The organism is Kitasatospora sp. NPDC023118, assembly GCF_055560875.1.
This window is the reverse complement of sequence record NZ_JBVHHW010000003.1, coordinates 138,502-156,979: the sequence shown is the minus strand read 5'-3', so window position 1 is coordinate 156,979 and position 18,478 is coordinate 138,502. Positions and strand designations below refer to the sequence as shown.

The following is an 18,478-nucleotide window of genomic DNA, read 5'->3' as shown; positions in this document are numbered from 1 at the left end:
AGCGCGATCCGGAGCCCTGCCTCCAGTGGGTGGAGCGGGCCGAGGACACGGCGGAGAAGGCCGCCGCGGCGTCGGCCGCCGCCGAGCTCGCCGAGACCGGCTCCAACCCGGCCACCCCGTACCTCGCCCTCGGCTCCGCCGTCTCCCTCAGCCTGAGCGTCGCCGCCCTCAACGCCTCCCGCCGCAAGCCGGCCCGCTCCACCTCCTGACCCACCCGGCTCCCGCAGGGCAGGCCCCCTCCCGGCCCGCCCTGCGGTTCCGCGTTTCCGGGCCCGAAAGTCCTCGATCGAGTGAACCCGCTGCCGTTCACCCGACCGGCCCCTCAGGCGTGTGCGACCGTGCTGCCGTTGCTTGTGCGAGCTCGTACGGGCTGATCACACTGGACGGGAAAAGGGGTGTCCCAATGAGCGCGCTTGCTGCTGAGGCCGTGATCCCGGAGGGGCTGGCCAAGGGCTTCGTAAGCGGCCCGGAGATCACCGGCGAGCGCCGTGCCTGACCCCGCCGTGTCGTTCAAGCGCGACCTGTCCGAGTGGCGGGTCGCCCTCGTCGCCTGGCGCCTGCTGCTGTTGCAGGTGGCGGATCCGGTGGTGGGGGCCGGGATGGAGGAGCACTCGACGTACCGGGCGCATCCGTGGCGGCGGATCGAGCACACGCTCGGGAGTGGCCGGCGGCTGTTCTACCAGGACGCGGAGGCGTTGCGGCGGGAGGTCGCGCGGCTGGACCGGGCGCACAAGCGGATCCGGGGGGAGACGCCGGACGGGCAGCCGTACGACGCCCGGGACGCGGCGACCCGGGTGTGGGTGCTGCTGACGCTGTTCGAGTGCGTGGTCGCGATGCGGCGCCTGGGCGGGGACCCGTACAGCGCCCGGCAACTGGAGCTGGCGTACGGCGAGTTCAAGGAGGCGATCGCTGCCTTCGAACTGCCCGAGCAGGAACTGCCGAAGGCCGCGGCCGACTTGCCCGCCTACTTCGCCCGGTACGCCCGCGAGCGGCTGGAGTTCACCGAGTCCGCCCGCTACCTGCTGGACGACATCCTGCGCGAGGCGCCCCGCCCCCGGCGGCTGTGGTTCCTCGGGGACGCCGGGTGGCGGATCACCCGGGTGGTCGTCGCCCGGGTGATCCGGGAGCTGACCGTGGCGGACCTGCCGCCGGTGGTGCGGGAGCGGCTCGGGGTGGCCCGTAGCCGGCGTGGCGCGCTGCTGTCCGCCGTGCTGCACCGCGGTGCCGGGGCCGTCGCCCCGCTCCTCCCGGACCGGCTGCGCTACCGCTCCCCGGAGGAGGGGCGCCCGCCGCGCCGGTTCCGGCCGTGTCGGGACGCGCGTGGGCCCCGGGTGGACCGGTTCTTCCGGGAGGTGCTCGACCAGACCGGCGACGGCTACATCACCGTGCACGACCTGCGGGCGATGGCGCACGGCGTGTGCTGGCAGCTGGAGCTGGACGAGGCCGCCGAGGCGCGGGTGTACGAGGCGTTCGAGGGCTGGTGGGAGCAGCTGCGCGCGGTGATGGACGCCAACGGGGACGGCAGGGTCAGCCGGGAGGAGTTCACCGCGGCCACCCTGGCGGGCTGCGACCGGGACGAGGCCTATCTGGAGCAGGGCCTACTTCCTGCTCTGCGCGCGGTGTTCGCCGCGGCCGACACCGACGGCAGCGGCTTCCTGGAGTTCGACGAGTACCGCGCGGTGTTCGGCGGGCCGCGGGTCCACCCGGCCGAACTGTCGCACGGTTTCCGCCAGTTGGACACCGACGGGGACGGGCGGATCACGGTGGAGGAGTTCCTGAACGGCTTCACCGAGTTCTTCACGGCCCGCGCCGACTCCGCCTCGGGCGCCCAGCTCCTGGGCCGACCGTAGGGCGCCGCCCGCCACCGAACCCGCCCAGCACGCCCCGCTCGCCGAAGCGAGCGGGGCGCGACCCTGTCAAGCGCCGGTTCGGCCAAGAGCCGCGCGCAGTCCGCCCGGTCGTTCGTTGCCCCGGCCCCCGCCCGGTCCGCAGACTGTGCGGACCGCAGCGCAAACCGTGACGCATGGCACACGACTGTCAACCCCACCCCACCTGCAGTTCCGCCGTAAGGATGATGGATACTGAGCCTTGTGAACGTGTTCACGTTCACAAGCGGACAAGCTTGTGTGCTTGAGCAGCGGTCTGTGGCTACAGGTGAAGTTTGTCCGGAAACGCCCTGAGGGGCCGGTTGGAGAGAGGGCGACGTGGAACTGGCAATCGCTCACGAGACCATTGCACGGTGGCAATTCGGCATCACCACCGTCTACCACTTCCTCTTCGTGCCGCTCACCATCAGCCTCGCCGCGATCGTCGCTGGGCTGGAGACCGCCTGGGTGCGCACGAACAAGGAGAAGTACTTCCACGCGACGAAGTTCTGGGGAAAGCTCTTCCTCATCAACATCGCGATGGGTGTCGTCACCGGAATCGTGCAGGAATTCCAGTTCGGCATGAACTGGTCCGACTACTCCCGCTTCGTCGGTGACGTCTTCGGCGCCCCGCTCGCGATGGAGGCGCTGATCGCCTTCTTCTTCGAGTCCACCTTCATCGGCCTGTGGATCTTCGGCTGGGACAAGCTGCCGAAGAAGATCCACTGCGCCTGCATGTGGATGGTCTCGCTGGGCACCGTGCTCTCCGCCTACTTCATCCTGGCGGCCAACAGCTGGATGCAGCACCCGGTCGGCTACGCGATCGACCCGGCCACCGGCAAGGCGCAGCTCACCGACATCACCAAGGTGCTGTTCCAGAACACCACCCTCACCGTCGTCTTCCACACCCTGACCGCCGCCTTCCTCACCGGCGCCGCCTTCATGGTCGGCATCGCCTCCTTCCACCTCTGGAAGGCCAAGCGGCTGCTTGTGAAGAGCGGAGGGGCACAGAGCGCGGATCCCAAGAAGATCGCCGTGATGCGCACCTCGCTGCGGCTCGGCCTGGTGATCGCGGTCGTCTTCGGCGCCGGCACCGCGCTCAGCGGCGACACCCTCGGCAAGGTCATGTTCGAGCAGCAGCCGATGAAGATGGCCGCCGCCGAGGCGCTGTGGGACACCCAGGCACCCGCGCCGTTCTCGATCTTCGCGGTCGGCGACGTCAGCAAGGGCCACAACTCGGTCGAGCTGGAGGTCCCCGGGGTCCTGTCCTTCCTCGCCAAGGACGACTTCAGCTCCGCCGTCCCCGGCATCAACGACACCGCCGCCGCCGAGGCCGCCGCGCACGGCGGCAACCCCAAGGACTACATCCCGAGCGTCTTCATGACCTACTGGGGCTTCCGCTTCATGATCGGCTTCGGGATGACCTCCTTCATGGCCGGCCTGGTCGGCCTCTGGACCACCCGCAGGAAGCTCTTCCTGCGCCCCGAGTTCCGCACCGGTGAGACCGAGGTGCCCCGGCTGATGCTCACCCCGAAGCGGGAGTTGAGCCCGCTGCTCACCAAGTGGAGCTGGCGGATCGGCATCCTGACCATGGGCTTCCCGCTGATCGCCAACAGCTTCGGCTGGATCTTCACCGAGATGGGCCGTCAACCCTGGGCGGTGTTCGGCCTGATGACCACGGCGAGCGCCGTCTCCCCCAACGTCGGCGTCGGCACCCAGATCGGCGCGCTGGTCACCTTCACCGTGCTGTACGCGATCCTCGCCGTGGTCGAGGTCCGGCTGCTGGTCACGTACGCCAAGGCCGGCCCGGTGGTGACCGAGCGGCCCCCGGCCGAGGACCCGTCGCTGCGCGGCCCGTCCGCGGACGAGGACGCCGACAAGCCGCTCGCCTTCGCGTACTGACGTACTGACGCACCCCACCGTGGAACTGAGGATCTGACATGCAACTCCACGACGTCTGGTTCGTGCTGATCGCGGTCCTGTGGATCGGCTACTTCTTCCTGGAGGGCTTCGACTTCGGGATCGGTGTCCTCACCAAGCCGCTCGCCCGCGACACGGCCGAGCGCCGGGTGCTGATCAACACCATCGGCCCGGTCTGGGACGGCAACGAGGTCTGGCTGCTGACCGCCGGCGGCGCCACCTTCGCCGCCTTCCCGGACTGGTACGCGACCCTCTTCAGCGGCTTCTACATCCCGCTGCTGGTCATCCTGGTCTGTCTGATCGTCCGCGGCGTGGCCTTCGAGTACCGGGCCAAGCGCGACGGCGCCCGCTGGCAGCGCAACTGGGAGGAGGCCATCTTCTGGACCTCCCTCATCCCGGCCTTCCTGTGGGGCGTGGCCTTCGCCAACATCGTGCGCGGCGTGGACATCGACGCGCAGAAGAACTACGTCGGCACCGTCTGGGACCTGCTCAACCCGTACGCCCTGCTCGGCGGTCTGGTGACGCTCGCCCTGTTCACCTTCCACGGCGCGGTGTTCGCGGCGCTCAAGACGGTCGGCGAGATCCGCGAGCGCGCTCGCAGGGCCGCCTTGCAGGCGGGCCTGGCGACCGCCGTGCTCGTCCTCGGCTTCCTGGTCTGGACCCAGGCGCACAGCGGCAACGCCAGGAGCCTGGTCGCGATGGTGATCGCCGTGCTGGCCCTGATCGGCGCGCTGGCGGCCAACCAGCGCGGCCGCGAGGGCTGGGCGTTCGTCCTCTCCGGGGCGACCATCGTGGCCGCGGTCGCGATGCTCTTCCTGGCGCTCTTCCCGAACGTCATGCCGTCCACGCTGAACCCCGGCTGGAGCCTGACCGTCGGCAACGCGGCCTCCTCGCCGTACACGCTCAAGCTGATGACCGTCGTGGCGGCCGTGTTCACCCCGCTGGTGCTGCTCTACCAGGGCTGGACCTACTGGGTGTTCCGCAAGCGGATCGGCGTCCAGCACATCCCCGGGCACCACCCGGCCGCCCCGCTCGACCAGGCCTGACGCCGTGAAGCCGGTCGATCCCCGACTCCTCGGGTACGCCCGCACCACCCGTGCCTTCCTCGCCGGATCCGTGCTCCTCGGCGGGGCGGGCGCGGCCCTGGTGGTCGCCCAGGCCGGCCTGATCGCCGAGATCGTCGTCCGCGGCTTCCAGCGCGGCGCCACCCTCGGCGAACTGACCACCCCGCTGGTGCTGCTCGCCCTGACGGCCGTCGGCCGCGGGCTGGTCGGCTGGCTCACCGAGCTCACCGCGCACCGCTCCGTCGCCCGGGTGAAGTCCACCCTGCGGCTGCGGCTGCTCGACCACGCCACCGCGCTCGGCCCGTCCTACCTGGCGGGCCGGCGCACCGGCGAACTCACCACCCTCGCCACCCGCGGCATCGACGCGCTGGACGACTACTTCGCCCGCTACCTCCCGCAGCTGGCGCTGGCCGTGGTCGTCCCGGTGATCGTGCTGCTGCGGATCGTCGGCGCCGACCTCACCTCGGCCGCGATCACCGCCGGGACGCTGCCGCTGATCCCGCTGTTCATGGTGCTGATCGGGATGGCCACCCAGTCCCGGATGGACCGCCAGTGGGACACCCTGGCCCGGCTCTCCCACCACTTCCTCGACGTGGTCGCCGGCCTGCCCACCCTCAAGGTGTTCAACCGGGCCCGCGCCCAGGCCGCCACCATCGCCCGGATCACCGCCGACTACCGCCGGGCCACCCTGCGCACCCTGCGGATCGCCTTCATCTCCTCCTTCGCGCTGGAGCTGCTCTCCACGCTGTCCGTCGCGCTGGTCGCGGTGACCATCGGCTTCCGGCTGGTGGACGGCTCGCTCGACCTGGAGACCGGGCTGCTGATCCTCGTCCTCGCCCCCGAGGTGTACTTCCCGATCCGCCAGGTCGGCGCGCTCTACCACTCCAGCGTCGAGGGGCTGACCGCCGCCGACGAGGTCTTCCGGGTGCTGGAGACCCCGCTGCCCGCCGCCGGCACCCGCCCCGCCCCCGCCCTCACCGGCGCCGCGATCACCGCCGAGGGCCTGACCGTACGCCACCCCGGGCGCGCCGTGCCCGCGCTGGACGGCGCCGCGCTCACCCTGCGTCCGGGCTCCAGCACCGCCCTCACCGGCCCGAGCGGGGCCGGCAAGACCACCCTGCTGTCGGTGCTGCTCGGCCTCACCGCCCCCGAGGCCGGCACCGTCCGGATCACCGCCGCCGACGGGCGCTCGTACGACCTCGCCGAGCTGGAACCGGAGAGCTGGCGGCGGCAGATCGCCTGGGTACCGCAGCACCCCCACCTGTTCGCCGGGACAGTCGCCGAGAACCTGCGGCTCTACCGGCCGGACGCGGGCGACGAGCAGCTGTGGACGGCGCTGCGGGCCGCCCACGCGCTCGACTTCGTCACCGACCTGGACGCCGGGCTGGGGGAGGACGGCGCCGGGCTCTCCGCCGGACAGCGCCAGCGCCTCGCGCTCGCACGGGTGCTGCTCGCCGACGACCGGCCGCTGGTGCTGCTGGACGAGCCCACCGCCAACCTGGACGGCGCCTCCGAGGCCGCCGTCGTGGCCGCCGTCCGCACGCTCGCCGAGGACCCGACGCGCACCGTGCTGATCGTCGCCCACCGGCCCGCGCTGCTGGCGGTCGCGGACGAGCGGGTACGGCTGTGCCCGCCCCGAGCCGAAGGGCGCGCCGGTGCCGAAAGCGATGAGCGACGAGTGACCGACGGAGGAAGGAGTGCGGGAGCGAAGAGCGTCGGTGCCGGGTCGGAGCGCCCGGGGGTGAGCGGGCGAGTCACCGCCCCGCTCGCGCACGGCGGGCGGCCGGCCGACGCCCCCGCCGTGCCCGAGGAGCCCGCGACCGAGCCCGCCGCCCCCCGGCTGGCACTGTCCGTGCTGCTCGGCTCGCTCGCCCTCGGCTGCGCCGTCGCCCTGATGGCCACCTCCGGCTACCTGATCTCCCGGGCCTCCCAGATGCCCCCGGTGCTCTACCTGATGATGGCCGTCACCGCGGTCCGCGCCTTCGGCATCGGCCGCAGCTTCTTCCGCTACGCCGAGCGGCTGGTCTCGCACGACGCCGTGCTGCGCACCCTCGGCACCCTGCGGGCGGCCGTCTACCGGCGGCTGACCGAGCTCGCCCCGGCCGGGCTGCCCGCCTTCCGGCGCGGGGACCTGCTCTCCCGGCTGGTCGCCGACGTCGACGCGATCCAGGACCACTACCTGCGCTGGCGGCTGCCCGCCGCCGTCGCCGGCGTGGTCGCGCTGGGCTCGGCGGTGGCGCTGGGCGCCTTCCTGCCCGCCGCCGGGCTGGTGCTCGGCCTCGGGCTGCTGCTCGCCGGCGTGCTGGTTCCCGCGCTGGCCGGCCGCTGGTCGGCCGGCGCCGAGCGGCGCCAGGCCCCGGCCCGCGGACACCTGTCCACCGCCGTGGTGGACGCCGTCACCGGCACCGCCGAGCTCACCGTGGCCGGCGCGCTGCCCGGCCGGCTGGCCGCCGTCCGCACCGCCGACGCCGCGCTGACCCGGCTGGCCGCCCGCTCGGCCGCCACCACCGCGCTCGGCACCGGGCTGATCGCGCTGCTCACCGGGCTGACGGTGGTGGGCGCGGCGGCCGTCGGCATCCAGGGGGTGCGCGACGGGGCGCTCGCCCCGGTCTGCCTGGCGCTGGTGGTGCTGACCCCGCTGGCCGCCTTCGAGGCCGTCACCGGGATGCCGCTCGCCGTCCAGGCCCGCCAGCGCAGCCGCGCCGCCCAGGCCCGGCTGGACGAGCTGCTCCTCGCGCCGGAGCCCGTCGCCGAAGCCGCCGAGCCCCTGGAACTGCCCGAGCAGCCGCTGCCCGTCGCGGTGCGCGGGCTGACCGTACGGCACCCCGGGCAGGCCGTGGACGCGCTCACCGGGCTGGACCTCGACCTCGCCCCCGGCCGCCGGATCGCCGTGGTCGGCCCGTCCGGCTCCGGCAAGACCACCCTCGCCCTGGCGCTGCTGCGCTTCCTGGAGCCGGGCGCCGGATCCGTCACCTTCGCCGCCGGTCGTCCACAGGCTGTGGACAGCCGCGCGCTCGCGGGCGAGGACGTCCGCCGGGTGATCGGCCTCTGCGCCCAGGACGCCCACGTCTTCGACAGCTCCCTGCGGGAGAACCTGCGGCTGGCCCGCCCGGGCGCGGACGAGGCCGAGCTGCGCGCCGCGCTCGCCGCCGCCCGGCTGCTGGACTGGACGGACGGCCTGCCGGAGGGCCTGGACACCATGGTCGGCGAGCACGGCGCCCGCCTCTCCGGCGGCCAGCGGCAGCGGCTCGCGCTCGCCCGGGCGCTGCTCGCGGACTTCCCGGTGCTGGTCCTGGACGAGCCCGCCGAGCACCTCGACCTGCCCACCGCCGACGCCCTCACCGCCGACCTGCTGGCCGCCACCGAGGGCCGCACCACCGTGCTGATCACCCACCGGCTCGCCGGGCTGGACGACGCCGCCGTGGACGAGGTGCTGGTGCTGGACGACGGCCGGGTCGCCGAGCGCGGCCGCTGGTCCGAGCTGGTCGCCGACCCGGACGGGCGGCTGCACGCGATGTGGCGCCGGGAGCGGGAGGCGGACGGGCTGCTGGAGCCGGTGGGCCGCTGACGGCCGCGTCGGCAGAAACCGTATCTCCCTTCGGCTGAAAACCGTACAAACTAGGCTTTCTTCATGGACCCCACGCCAGACCGCCCCGAGGCCGCCCCCGAGCCGACACCCCATCGGGTGCCCGAGATCGCCTCGCTCGGGCTGGACACCCTGGTCACCGAGGTCGCGGAGCGGCTGCAGTCGGCCGCCGCGGTCACCGACCGGATGCAGCGCCTGCTGGAGGCGGTGGTCTCCATCGGCGCCGGGCTCGACCTGCACGCCACCCTGCACCGGATCGCCACCGGCGCCGCCGAACTGGTCGACGCCCGGTACGCGGCGCTCGGCGTGATCGCCCCGGGCGGGCACGGCCTGGCCGACTTCATCCACGTCGGCATCGACGACGAGACCGCCGCCGAGATCGGCGAACTGCCCGCCGGGCGCGGCATCCTCGGCGCGCTCATCGACCGCCCCGAGCCGCTGCGGCTGGCCGACCTCGGCGCCGACCCGCGCTCCTCCGGCTTCCCGCCGCACCACCCGCAGATGGTCACCTTCCTGGGCGTGCCGATCCGGGTCCGCGAGGAGGTCTTCGGCAACCTCTACCTCACCGAGAAGAAGGGTGGCGGCGCCTTCACCCCCGAGGACGAGCAGGTGGTGCACGCGCTCGCCGCGGCCGCCGGCGTGGCGATCGAGAACTCCCGGCTGTACGAGGAGGGGCGCCGCCGCGAACGCTGGATCGCCGGCGCCGCCGCCGTCACCACCGCGCTGCTCTCCACCGAGCAGGCCGAGGGCGCGCTGACCGTGGCCGCCGAACAGGTACGGGAGCTGGCGGACGCCGCGCTCGGAATGATCCTGCTGCCCACCGGCCCCGCCGGTGAGGGCGACGGGCAGATGCGGGTCGCCCACGCCTCCGGCGAGGCCGCCGAGTTCGTCCGCGGCGAGCTGCTCCCCAAGGACAGTCTCGCCGCCCGGCTGCTGGCCGGGGAGAGCGTCCACCTGGACGACATGTCCAGCGACCCGACCGTGGTGATCCGGCTCGCCCGCAGCTTCGGCCCGTCCATGGCCGTCCCGATGGTCGCCGCCGGGCGGGTGCTCGGCGGGCTCTGCGTCTGGCGCCCGCGCGGCGCGCTGCCGTTCACCGACTCCGAGAAGCAGCTCGCCGAGACCTTCGCCTCGCAGGCCGCCCTCGCCCTGCGCCTCGCCGAGGGCCAGCGCGACCAGCAGCGCCTCGCCGTGTTCCAGGACCGCGACCGGATCGCCCGCGACCTCCACGACCTGGTGATCCAGCGGCTGTTCGCCACCGGGATGATGCTGGAGAGCGCGGCCCGGCGCGCCGTCGTCCCCGAGGTGAAGGTCGGCATCGGCAACGCGGTGGACGAACTGGACGCCACCATCCAGGAGGTCCGCACCACCATCTACGCCCTCCAGCACGACAACCACGGCGACGCCCCCGACACCCTGCGCACCCGCGTCCTGCGGGAGGCCAGCCAGGCCGCGGCGGCGCTCGGCTTCAAGCCCTCGGTGAGCTTCGTCGGGCCGGTGGAGAGCCTGGTCGGCGAGAACACCGGGCGCCAACTCCTGGCCGCGCTACGGGAGATGCTCTCCAACACGGCCCGGCACGCGCGGGCCTCCCGGGTCGGCGTGGAGGTCGACGCCACCGTCCACCTGGACGACGGCGGCCGACCGGTCGGCGGCGACCCCGAGTCGCTGGACCGTGGCGGGCGGCCCGGCGTGCTGCTCACCGTGACCGACGACGGGGTGGGCATCCCGGCGGGCGGGCGGCGCAGCGGACTGCTCAACCTGACCCGCCGGGCGGAGGCGCTCGGCGGGGCCGCCTGGCACGAGTGCGGGCCCTACCGGAAGGGGACGACGGTGTGCTGGACGGCCCGCCTGTAGGTGCGCGACAAGCGTTAGGTGAGAGCTGAACGAGGGAGAACTTCCCGACCAACGGCGCAAGTTGTGAACGTTCTGGGCTGTCGGCGCTTTCGTGTGCACACATAGCTTGTCATCCGTCTCGGAGGGGAAACCGGACGGAGGAGGCAGTGGACGCTTCCGAGCCGTGCTCCGCACTCGACCCGACCTCCACCCGCCGGGTCGAGGAGACCATCGCCGAACTGCGCGGGCGGCTCACCATCGTGATCGTCACCCACAACATGCAGCAGGCCCAGCGCGTCTCGCAGAGCTGCGCGTTCTTCCTGGCCGCCCACGACACCCCGGGCCGGATCGTCGAGGCCGGGCCGACCGGGCGGATCTTCGGGCACCCGCGCGACCAGCGGACCTCGGACTACGTCAACGGCCGCTTCGGTTAAGGCGGTTACCGGGCCGGTCGGGTGCCGGGTGCCGGGTGCCGGGTGCTGCCGGGGCTGCCAGGGGCTACCGGGGCAGGAACTCCTCCAGCACCGCCGCGACGCCGTCCTGCTCGTTGCTCACGGTGTGCAGCGGCACCGCCGCCAGCACCGCCGGGTGCGCGTTGGCGACGGCGTACGCGGTGCCGGCCCAGGCCAGCATCTCCAGGTCGTTCGGCATGTCGCCGAAGGCCACCACCTCACCGCGGTCGATCCCGTGCTCGGCGCACCAACGGGCCAGCGTGCTGGCCTTGGTGACGCCGGGCGCGCTGATCTCCAGTAGCGGGATCGGCGAGGAGCGGGTGATCTCGGCCAGGTGACCGGCGGCCGTCCGGGCCTCGGCGAGGAAGGTGTCCGGGTCGAGGTCCGGGTGCTTGGCCAGCAGCTTGAACAGGCCCCGCACCGGGCCGCCGTCCCCGAGCAGCTCCTCGGCCGGGCCGACCGCACAGACCATGTCGTCGCCCCACATGAGCACCTCGTACTCGGGCTCGCGGGCCCACCCGTCCGCGTGCTCGAAGGCGAAGGCGGTGCCGGGCAGCTTGGCGCGCAGCGCCTCGACCACCGCCAGCGTGGTCCCGGCCGCCATCGGGAAGTACTCCACCAGCTCGCCGCGCCGCACGTCCACGATCGCGCCGCCGTTCGAGCAGATCGCCACCCCGTGGCCGCCGATGTGCGGGCTCACCTGCTGCATCCAGCGCGGCGGCCGCCCGGTCACGAACACCACCTGGATCCCGGCCGCCTCGGCCGCGGCCAGGGCCGCCGCGGTGCGATCGCTGACGGTGCCGCCGGTGCAGAGCAGGGTGCCGTCCAGGTCGGTGGCGATGAGGCGGGGAGCGGTGCGGGGTTCGGTCACCGGTCCATCTTCGCCCATCGGTGCCGCCGGGTCACCGTCCAGGGCGGGGGCCGCAGCCCTGATCGTACGGACGGCTTCCGGCCCTTCACACGCCGTTTCCGGCCGATTCGCCCCTGTCCGGGGTGTCGGTGCGGGCCGAACGGGCAGGACTGATCCCGGTCACCCCGTCGGCAGGAAGAGCCATGCCCACAAGCCAGCTCCGAGACGAGACGTCCCCGACCCGCAGCTCCACCGCCGCCTTCCCGGACGAGCCCGACGAGCCGGACATGCCAGACGAGCCGGACATGCCCGTCGCCTCCCGCGAGCCGGTCCTGCTCGGTGAGGTCCTCTTCCACACCCTCGCCGAACTCGCCCGCCGCGCCCCGGACCCGGCCCCCGCCCTCCCCGCCCAGCGCACCCGCCCGCACCCGTAGCCGTCGTCACGACCGCTCGGTGCGCCGCACCCAGTAGCGCCAGCCGGCGCGAGCGTGCCGTCGACCCGTACCGAGGGCCGGATCGAGGACATGGCGATGTACTGCGGCGACTCCTGCGAGCGGGTCACCGGCGTGCCGCGCGGACTCGTCCACCGCGGCGGACTGCGCGCCCGGATCGTCGTCGCCCGGATCGTCGTCGGCGGGGTCCTTCGCGCCGGGGATCCGATCAGGCCGGTGGGGTCCGACACCGGCGGCACCGGCCAGGAGTACTCGCCGCTCGCCGCCCGCTGATGCCGGTACGGGGATCCGGCAGAGCCCTGTGCGGGCCGTCGTCACGGCCGCACAGGGCTCTGTCAGGACCGGCCGGCCGTGGCGGCCTCGATCACCCCAGCTGGGCGAGGCCCTCGGTGGCGATCTGCTCGAAGACGGCGAGGTCGTTCTCGAAGATCGAGTCCGGGACGGGCCAGTGGATCACGAGCTCGGTGATGCCCAGCTCCCGGTACTTCCCGGCCCAGTCCACGAAGGCGCCCAGCGACTGCAGCGGCTTCTCCGCCGTCGACCCCTGGAGCAGCACCTTCTCCAGCGTCGCGACGTCCCGGCCCTTCGCCTCGCAGGCCGCCGTCAGCTTCTCGATCTGCTTGGCGATCACCTCGGGCGCCTGCTCCACCGGCACGTCCGCCGGGCCGCGCGGGTCGCCGTACGTCACCCAGCCCTGGCCGTACTCGGCGGCCAGCTTCAGTCCGCGCGGGCCGGTCGCGGCGACGTAGAACGGCACCCGCGGGGTCTGCACGCAGCCGGGGACGTTCCGGGCCTCGACCGCCGAGTAGTAGGTGCCCTCACGCGTCGTGGCGTCGCCCCGCAGCAGCTCGTCCAGCAGTGGCAGGAACTCGCCGAAGCGGTCCGCCCGCTCCTTCGGCGACCAGGCCTCCTGGCCCATCGCCGTCGCGTCGAAGCCGGTGCCGCCGGCGCCGATGCCGAGCGTCAGCCGCCCGCCGGACACGTCGTCCAGCGTGATCAGCTCCTTCGCCAGCGTCACCGGGTGGCGGAAGTTCGGCGAGGTCACCAGCGTCCCCAGGCGGAGGCGCTCGGTGGCCGTCGCGGCCGCCGTCAGCGTCGGGACCGAGCCGAACCACGGCTCGTCCCGGAAAGACCGCCAGGAGAGGTGGTCGTAGGTGTACGCGGCGTGGAACCCGAGGTCCTCGGCCCGCCGCCAGATCTTCTGCCCCTCGCCCCACCGGTGGATGGGGAGGATCACCGTACTCAGTCGCATGGCATCGACCCTACGCTGCGAAATCCAACAGGCTGCGAGAGCGTTTCAGCTCTCGCGGTAGCGCGCGAGGACGCGTGCGCGCTCGCGCTTCCAGGACCAGTCCGAAGCCGTCCGATAGAACAGAGCTCCCTTGGCAAGCTCGAAGGACTGGCCAGCAGGCCTGCCGGTTTCCTTGAGGACCAGGATCGCGGAGAGCATCGGCTCAAGCCCCTGGCTGTCCCGACGGCAGGCGTCGCCGGCCACGCCAGCGCTCGTAGCGTTCATCGACGAGCACCGGGGCCGCTTCGGCGACGTCGAGCCGATCTGCCGCGTGCTCACCGAGCACGCGGCAGCATCGCCCCCTCCACCTACTACGCGCAGCACAAGCGCCTGGCCTCGCCCGCCGCCCGCACCGTGCGAGACCGGGAACCCAAGGAGCGGATCAAGGACGTTCACGACGCCGACTACGGGGTCTACGGGGCCCGGAAGGTCTGGTGGGAGCTGGCCGGCAAGGCCACAGAGTGGCACGCTGCACCGCCGAACGCCTGATGCGAACCCGGCATCATCGGCGCCGTAACGCCTTCTCCCGGCGCATCGTCGGCTGGTCGGCCGCGACCTCGGAGGAGCCCGGCTTGTGCTGGATTCGTTGGACATGGCGCTGTGGCGGCGCGACCGTGACGGATTCCCGTGGCGAGGCGAGTTGATACATCATCCGGATGCCCGATCGCAGTACGCGAGTTTCCGGCTCGCCGAACACCTGAACGCCGCCGGCATCGCAGCCTCGATCGGATCCGTCGGCGACGCCTACGACAACGCCCTCATGGAGTCCACGATCGGCCTGTTCAAGACCGAGCTGATCAAGCCCCGGCAGTCCTGTCGGAGCCGGCGGGGACGGCCGGGTACGCGAGGAATGCGTCGCGTACCTGGCCGCTCCGGGCGACCGGCGTCAGTCCTGGGCCTGGGTACGGCGGCGGTTGGCGTAGAAGACCGCGCCGGCGCCGAGCAGCACCAGAGCTCCGCCGGCACCGACGAGTGCGCCGGAGTCGCTACCGCCGCCGGTGCTGGCCAGGGAGACGTCGGTCGGGGTGGTGCCAGTCGTGGCCGACGGGGAAGAGGAGGTGTACGCCGCCGGGACGACCTGGGTGCCGGCCGTCTCGGACCGGACCGCACTCGGGGCCGCGCTCGGGGTGGCCGACGGCGTGTCGGCCGGGGTGTCAATCGGTGCGGCGACCTGGAGGGTGAGCGGGTCGGTCTGGGTGCTGGTGTTCAGGTCGTTGTGGAGTGCGACCTTCAGGGTGGTGTCGTTGGTGGGGAGGGCGGACTTCACCTTGACGGTGACGGTCCAGGTGTAGGTGGTGTGGGCGGGGACGTGGAAGGGGACCCGGGTCATGCTGTTGGCGGGGAGGACGTAGCCGGTGAAGGCGTTGTCACTGCCGAAGCTCCTGGTGCCCATGCTGGCCGGCGCCGAGAGGGCGGTGGCGGTGAAGTCGATCCACTCCCAGTCCTTCGGGATCGCGGCGTTCGGGGCGACGGTGACCGTGGGGTGGAAGTCCTGTACCTGGTCGGAGTTGTTGGTGACGGTCAGCTTCAGGTCGGCACCGGCGCCGTCGCGGACCAGCGGGGCTTGTCCTGCGGTCTGCTCCAGGCCGGCGGTCAGGGGCTTCGTGTCGCTCACCGTGGGGGCGACCGCGACGGTGGCGAAGGGCTGGGCATCGGCGAAGGCGGTCGCCGGGACCAGGGCGGCAGCGCTGGTGATGACCGTCAGAGTGGCGGCGGCGAGCAGGCGGGAACGGCGGACGGACTGGCGCGCGGACATGACTGGGATCCCCCGAGGAAATACCTGGCGTGACTGGAAGGTGATGGTCGCTCGGCCACTTCTCGTAGGCCCGGTGGCTGCGATGTGAATATCTTGTCAGGGAGGTGGTTCGCATGCCGCGACGAAAGTGTCACTGGTGCGTAACTGCCTGCCAGACCAGCTGGGATTCCCAGGAGACCGGCCTCGGGCCGGAGGCGCGTGCTGGACCGCCGTCCGTACTCCTGAAGGAAAGTCGAACCCGAACCATCTCGCGCCGATCGAGGCTACGGATGCCCCGGGCCGCCCCAACCGAGCACTCGCCCAAGTGGCGCTGACTCTCCGAACCCGTGTCCGTGGACGCACAGGCTCCACTTCCACAGCGGCACCACCTGTCGACGGTTCAGCCACGCCCCCTGTGAAGTCGCAGGTCAGCCCGCGATGGGTGAACGAGGCTTGACCGACGTCACGAGGGTGCCGATCCGGATCCGCTCGGTGGCCGCCGCGGCCGCCGTCAGCGTCGGAATCGCCCCGAACCACGGCTCGTCGCGGAACGACCGCCAGGAGAGGTGGTCGTAGGTGTACGCGGCATGGAACCCGAGGTCCTCGGCCCGCCGCCAGATCTTCTGTCCCTCGCTCCACCGGTGGATTGGGAGGATAACGGTACTCAAGCGCATGCAGTGACGATACGCGCGAATCGGCGGGGCTTCGGACCGCCAGTGAGTCGGCGCGAGCAGGTCGGCTAGCGTAGCTGCGTGGGCACTTTGAGCAGACGAGAACTGGCCGCCTTGGTCGAAGAGGCGACGGTCGACACCTACGACGAGCACGAGGAAGTGTCGGCTCTGTTCACCGTCGTCGAGGAGAACCTGGCGGTGCCGTTCAGCACCTCGGTGCTGGGCGTCGAGGTGACCGTGCGCGGCATCGACCTCTCACGGGACGGAAGGATCGTCGCCCTGTGCGCCCGCGGTGAGTTCCGGCAGACGATCGGGTTGCTGGACCTTCCGTTGCCGGAACCGGCTCCGGACGGAGCGGAGTGGGTCGAGGCGTACCGCTACTACTGGGCGCAGTGAGCGTCGGAACCTTCAAGACCGGGAGGACTCGCATGGCTGTCGCTGTACGGAGCGAGGACGAGGCATCGTTGCGACGCCTGATCGAGCGAAGTTCCGAACTGAAGGGTGAACTCGTCGCCTTCGCCCAGAGTGCGCGCTTCGACCGGTGGTTGACGCCCCTCCTCCTGGAGGCCGCCGGGCCTCAGCGGCAGTTGGAGGAAGGCGATGCGATCCGGATCACCGACAACTTCATCCTGCGGTACCGCTTGCCGGACGGTTCGACCGTGGTGGACCGGTTCGTCGCAGGGCGGCGGGACCTGACCGAAGCCGACCGGGCGATGCTGCTCGGCTGGCGTGACCCGGTCGAGGGCGTCTTCGAGATCCGGCGCAAGGACGGGGACGCCGTCGTCCTGCTGAACCTGGTCGACGACCTGGAGTACCGCACCTACTCGAACGTCGGGCGGGCGGCCTTCCGCGGAGTGTCCAGGGGAGGATTCCTCCTCAGCTGCCTGGTACCCGTCCACTCGGCCGACGGGGCATGGCTGATCTCCGGGGCGATGTCGCACTACCCGAAGTCCAGCGCCACGGAGATCGCCCGGGCCGCACTCCAACTGGCCACCATCCACCCCGAACTGGTCTTCCGCAACCCCGAGAAGATCGAGCAGGGATGGGAGTCGATGCGGGAGGACCGGGCCGCGTTCATCGAGTTCTGCGGCAGCGACGAACTGGTCCTTCCCCCTGCCGAGGTCGAGGATCGGCTCAACGCCTACTACCGGCACCGGCAGCAGGCCGCCGTCGCCGAGCATCCCGACCGAGTCCGGGGCAGGCGGCTCCCAGGCCTGGACTTCCCGGCCTTCGAACTACCGCAAGGACTCGCGGAATCGGACACAGTCGGCGTCATCTACGACGACGTCGACGGGCTCAACTTCTACCCGGACTACGGGATGCTGCGGGACCTCTTCGCCGACCCGGCCCTCGCGGGCCGCAAGCGGCGCCAGGACCTGCTGCGCGTGTACCTGCGCGAGGAGTCGATCGCGCCACTGCCGATCCGCCGGCTGGCCGCCGCCCACCCGGAGACCGTCGACGAGGTGTTCCGGAAGCTGCTGCGGAAGCCCGGATTCACCTGGACCGAGCACGGTGACGAGCTGCTTCGCCGGCGCAAGCCTTGGTACTACGAGAGCGAGCCACGCCCTGGCTTCTCCGTGATCGGCGAGCGCCTCAGCGAACTCGCCGCCGGCGGCCGACAGCCGAAACTCACCAGAGCGCGGCGCGCGCCCCGCAGGCCCCGTCACCCGTAGAGAAGACATGAAGTGGCGGCAGGGCCGCGCGGCGGTCGAGGGGATGCTGGCGCGCAAGGAACTGGAGCGAGTGCCCGCAAGCCGGGAGCAGGCCGACGATCTCCTCGCCCAGGCGTCGAATCATCTCAAGGCAGCGTAGGCGGTCGTTTCTTTCGATGCGATCGGCGCCTACCAGCTGCTGCACGACGCAACGCGCACGTCGCTGGTCGCGGTTCTGGAGAACCAGGGGCTGCGACCGACCAGCCGAGGGGGCCACGTCGCAGTTCTGCCGAGGGGGCCACGTCGCAGTTCTGGAAGCCGTCGGCGCTCGGCCGGACGGTGATCTTCGGGGGCCGTCGGGGTGAGGAGCTAGTCTGTCCGCCGCACCTGCATCTGATCATGCGTTAAACGGGGGTTCTTTCGTCATGTCTGCTTCCAGGAGGCTGCTCGCCGCCGCTCTGGTCACCACCGCCGCGTTCGCCCTGGCGGCCTGCGGCCCGGACGACTCGTCGGACCAGGGCGCGGGCGGCACCACCGCCACCGCCACCGCCGCGCCCGCCACCGCCGCGCCCGCCACCGGCGGCGCCGCCTCGCCGACCGCCGCCCCGGCCACCGGCACCGCCAAGCCGGCCCCGACCGGCAAGCCCACCGATGGTGGCTCGGAGGGCTTTTGCACCAGTGCCCCGCTGCCCGCCGGGCAGAAGTGGATCATCCCGGTGAAGGGCACCAGCGCGACGACGCTGACCTACAAGGACACCAAGGACGCCTGTGGCGTCGACGACGTCAACTTCGAGGCGGTGGGTGCCGAGAAGACCGCGCCGTTCGCACCGACCGCCAAGGGCCACCTCAAGTCGGTGGTGGCCGCGCCGAAGGACGTCAACGCGGCCGACCTGGCGAAGCACATCAACGAGTGCATCGCCACCCCGGGCAACCAGAAGGGCTCGTACCCCTGCTCGGCCGGCGCCTACAAGGTCGCGATCGACGCGTCCGGCAAGGTCGTCGAGATGTGGGAGCGTCCGAGCTCCTGACGCGACGTCGGTACGGCGCCGGGGCGCTCGCCGCACGGTGAGCGATTCGACGAGAGGACAGGTCGGTTCCGAGTCCGCG

The 18,478-nt window shown here is 72.2% G+C and carries 17 protein-coding genes and 2 pseudogenes; 14 read left to right on the top strand and 5 right to left on the bottom strand.

Going from position 1 to position 18,478, the window contains the following annotated elements; genetic code table 11:
* The first annotated feature begins 29 nt into the window (after positions 1-29).
* From ACZ3UD_RS05175 to ACZ3UD_RS05145, 7 genes and pseudogenes are all read left to right on the top strand, one after another.
* Entirely contained in the window at positions 30-209 is a 180-nt protein-coding gene (locus ACZ3UD_RS05175; protein ID WP_465582428.1) for an LAETG motif-containing sortase-dependent surface protein, read from the top strand.
* Between the two features lie 279 nt (positions 210-488).
* Positions 489-1,850, top strand: a complete 1,362-nt coding sequence (locus ACZ3UD_RS05170) for an oxygenase MpaB family protein (RefSeq protein ID WP_465582425.1) — start codon at positions 489-491, stop codon at positions 1,848-1,850.
* 354 nt (positions 1,851-2,204) lie between these two features.
* On the top strand, positions 2,205-3,767 hold the full coding sequence (locus tag ACZ3UD_RS05165; RefSeq protein WP_465582422.1) for a cytochrome ubiquinol oxidase subunit I: 1,563 nt from the start codon (positions 2,205-2,207) through the stop codon (positions 3,765-3,767).
* A gap of 38 nt (positions 3,768-3,805) precedes the next feature.
* Positions 3,806-4,831 (top strand): cytochrome d ubiquinol oxidase subunit II, encoded by a 1,026-nt coding sequence (cydB, locus tag ACZ3UD_RS05160; protein WP_465582419.1) that lies wholly within the window; start codon positions 3,806-3,808, stop codon positions 4,829-4,831.
* Positions 4,832-4,835: 4 nt separating this feature from the next.
* Positions 4,836-8,417, top strand: coding sequence for a thiol reductant ABC exporter subunit CydD (gene cydD, locus ACZ3UD_RS05155; protein WP_465582416.1), 3,582 nt, complete (start codon positions 4,836-4,838; stop codon positions 8,415-8,417).
* Between the two features lie 63 nt (positions 8,418-8,480).
* Positions 8,481-10,289: a sensor histidine kinase gene (locus ACZ3UD_RS05150; protein WP_465582413.1), complete on the top strand. Its 1,809-nt coding sequence runs from the start codon at positions 8,481-8,483 to the stop codon at positions 10,287-10,289.
* A gap of 158 nt (positions 10,290-10,447) precedes the next feature.
* Positions 10,448-10,702 (top strand): annotated as a pseudogene (locus ACZ3UD_RS05145) (phosphate ABC transporter ATP-binding protein); the annotation flags it as partial.
* A 64-nt stretch (positions 10,703-10,766) separates the two neighbouring features.
* On the opposite strand, the gene ACZ3UD_RS05140 reads toward ACZ3UD_RS05145, so the two are convergent.
* Positions 10,767-11,609: an HAD family hydrolase gene (locus tag ACZ3UD_RS05140; RefSeq protein WP_465582410.1), complete on the bottom strand. Its 843-nt coding sequence runs from the start codon at positions 11,607-11,609 to the stop codon at positions 10,767-10,769.
* 164 nt (positions 11,610-11,773) lie between these two features.
* Here ACZ3UD_RS05140 and ACZ3UD_RS05135 point away from each other — a divergent pair, with 164 nt between their 5' ends.
* A complete protein-coding gene (locus ACZ3UD_RS05135) occupies positions 11,774-12,004 on the top strand; it encodes a hypothetical protein (RefSeq protein WP_465582407.1) in 231 nt (76 codons plus the stop codon).
* Positions 12,005-12,058: 54 nt separating this feature from the next.
* A complete protein-coding gene (locus ACZ3UD_RS05130) occupies positions 12,059-12,295 on the top strand; it encodes a hypothetical protein (protein ID WP_465582404.1) in 237 nt (78 codons plus the stop codon).
* A gap of 91 nt (positions 12,296-12,386) precedes the next feature.
* On the opposite strand, the gene ACZ3UD_RS05125 is transcribed toward ACZ3UD_RS05130, so the two are convergent.
* Together ACZ3UD_RS05125 and ACZ3UD_RS05120 are read right to left on the bottom strand one after the other, a co-directional pair.
* On the bottom strand, positions 12,387-13,274 hold the full coding sequence (locus ACZ3UD_RS05125) for an LLM class flavin-dependent oxidoreductase (protein ID WP_465582401.1): 888 nt from the start codon (positions 13,272-13,274) through the stop codon (positions 12,387-12,389).
* Positions 13,275-13,319: 45 nt separating this feature from the next.
* Positions 13,320-13,517 carry a hypothetical protein gene (locus tag ACZ3UD_RS05120; RefSeq protein WP_465582398.1) on the bottom strand — a complete coding sequence of 66 codons (198 nt, stop codon included), beginning with the start codon at positions 13,515-13,517 and terminating at the stop codon, positions 13,320-13,322.
* Between the two features lie 150 nt (positions 13,518-13,667).
* Here ACZ3UD_RS05120 and ACZ3UD_RS05115 point away from each other — a divergent pair, with 150 nt between their 5' ends.
* On the top strand, positions 13,668-13,802 hold the full coding sequence (locus tag ACZ3UD_RS05115) for a hypothetical protein (protein ID WP_465582395.1): 135 nt from the start codon (positions 13,668-13,670) through the stop codon (positions 13,800-13,802).
* A 397-nt stretch (positions 13,803-14,199) separates the two neighbouring features.
* Here the strand turns inward: ACZ3UD_RS05115 and ACZ3UD_RS05110 are convergent, their stop codons facing one another.
* Both ACZ3UD_RS05110 and ACZ3UD_RS05105 read right to left on the bottom strand, forming a co-directional pair.
* The gene (locus ACZ3UD_RS05110; protein ID WP_465582392.1) at positions 14,200-15,069 is read right to left on the bottom strand and encodes an LPXTG cell wall anchor domain-containing protein; all 870 of its coding nucleotides are present in this window, start codon (positions 15,067-15,069) and stop codon (positions 14,200-14,202) included.
* A 416-nt stretch (positions 15,070-15,485) separates the two neighbouring features.
* Positions 15,486-15,722 (bottom strand): annotated as a pseudogene (locus ACZ3UD_RS05105) (LLM class flavin-dependent oxidoreductase); the annotation flags it as partial.
* 78 nt (positions 15,723-15,800) lie between these two features.
* Here ACZ3UD_RS05105 and ACZ3UD_RS05100 point away from each other — a divergent pair.
* From ACZ3UD_RS05100 to ACZ3UD_RS05085, 4 genes are all read left to right on the top strand, one after another.
* Positions 15,801-16,115 (top strand): hypothetical protein, encoded by a 315-nt coding sequence (locus ACZ3UD_RS05100; protein WP_465582389.1) that lies wholly within the window; start codon positions 15,801-15,803, stop codon positions 16,113-16,115.
* Positions 16,116-16,147: 32 nt separating this feature from the next.
* Positions 16,148-17,392, top strand: a complete 1,245-nt coding sequence (locus ACZ3UD_RS05095; protein WP_465582386.1) for a hypothetical protein — start codon at positions 16,148-16,150, stop codon at positions 17,390-17,392.
* A gap of 7 nt (positions 17,393-17,399) precedes the next feature.
* Positions 17,400-17,531 carry a hypothetical protein gene (locus ACZ3UD_RS05090; protein WP_465582383.1) on the top strand — a complete coding sequence of 44 codons (132 nt, stop codon included), beginning with the start codon at positions 17,400-17,402 and terminating at the stop codon, positions 17,529-17,531.
* A gap of 265 nt (positions 17,532-17,796) precedes the next feature.
* Positions 17,797-18,399: a hypothetical protein gene (locus tag ACZ3UD_RS05085; protein ID WP_465582380.1), complete on the top strand. Its 603-nt coding sequence runs from the start codon at positions 17,797-17,799 to the stop codon at positions 18,397-18,399.
* The last annotated feature ends 79 nt before the right edge of the window (positions 18,400-18,478 follow it).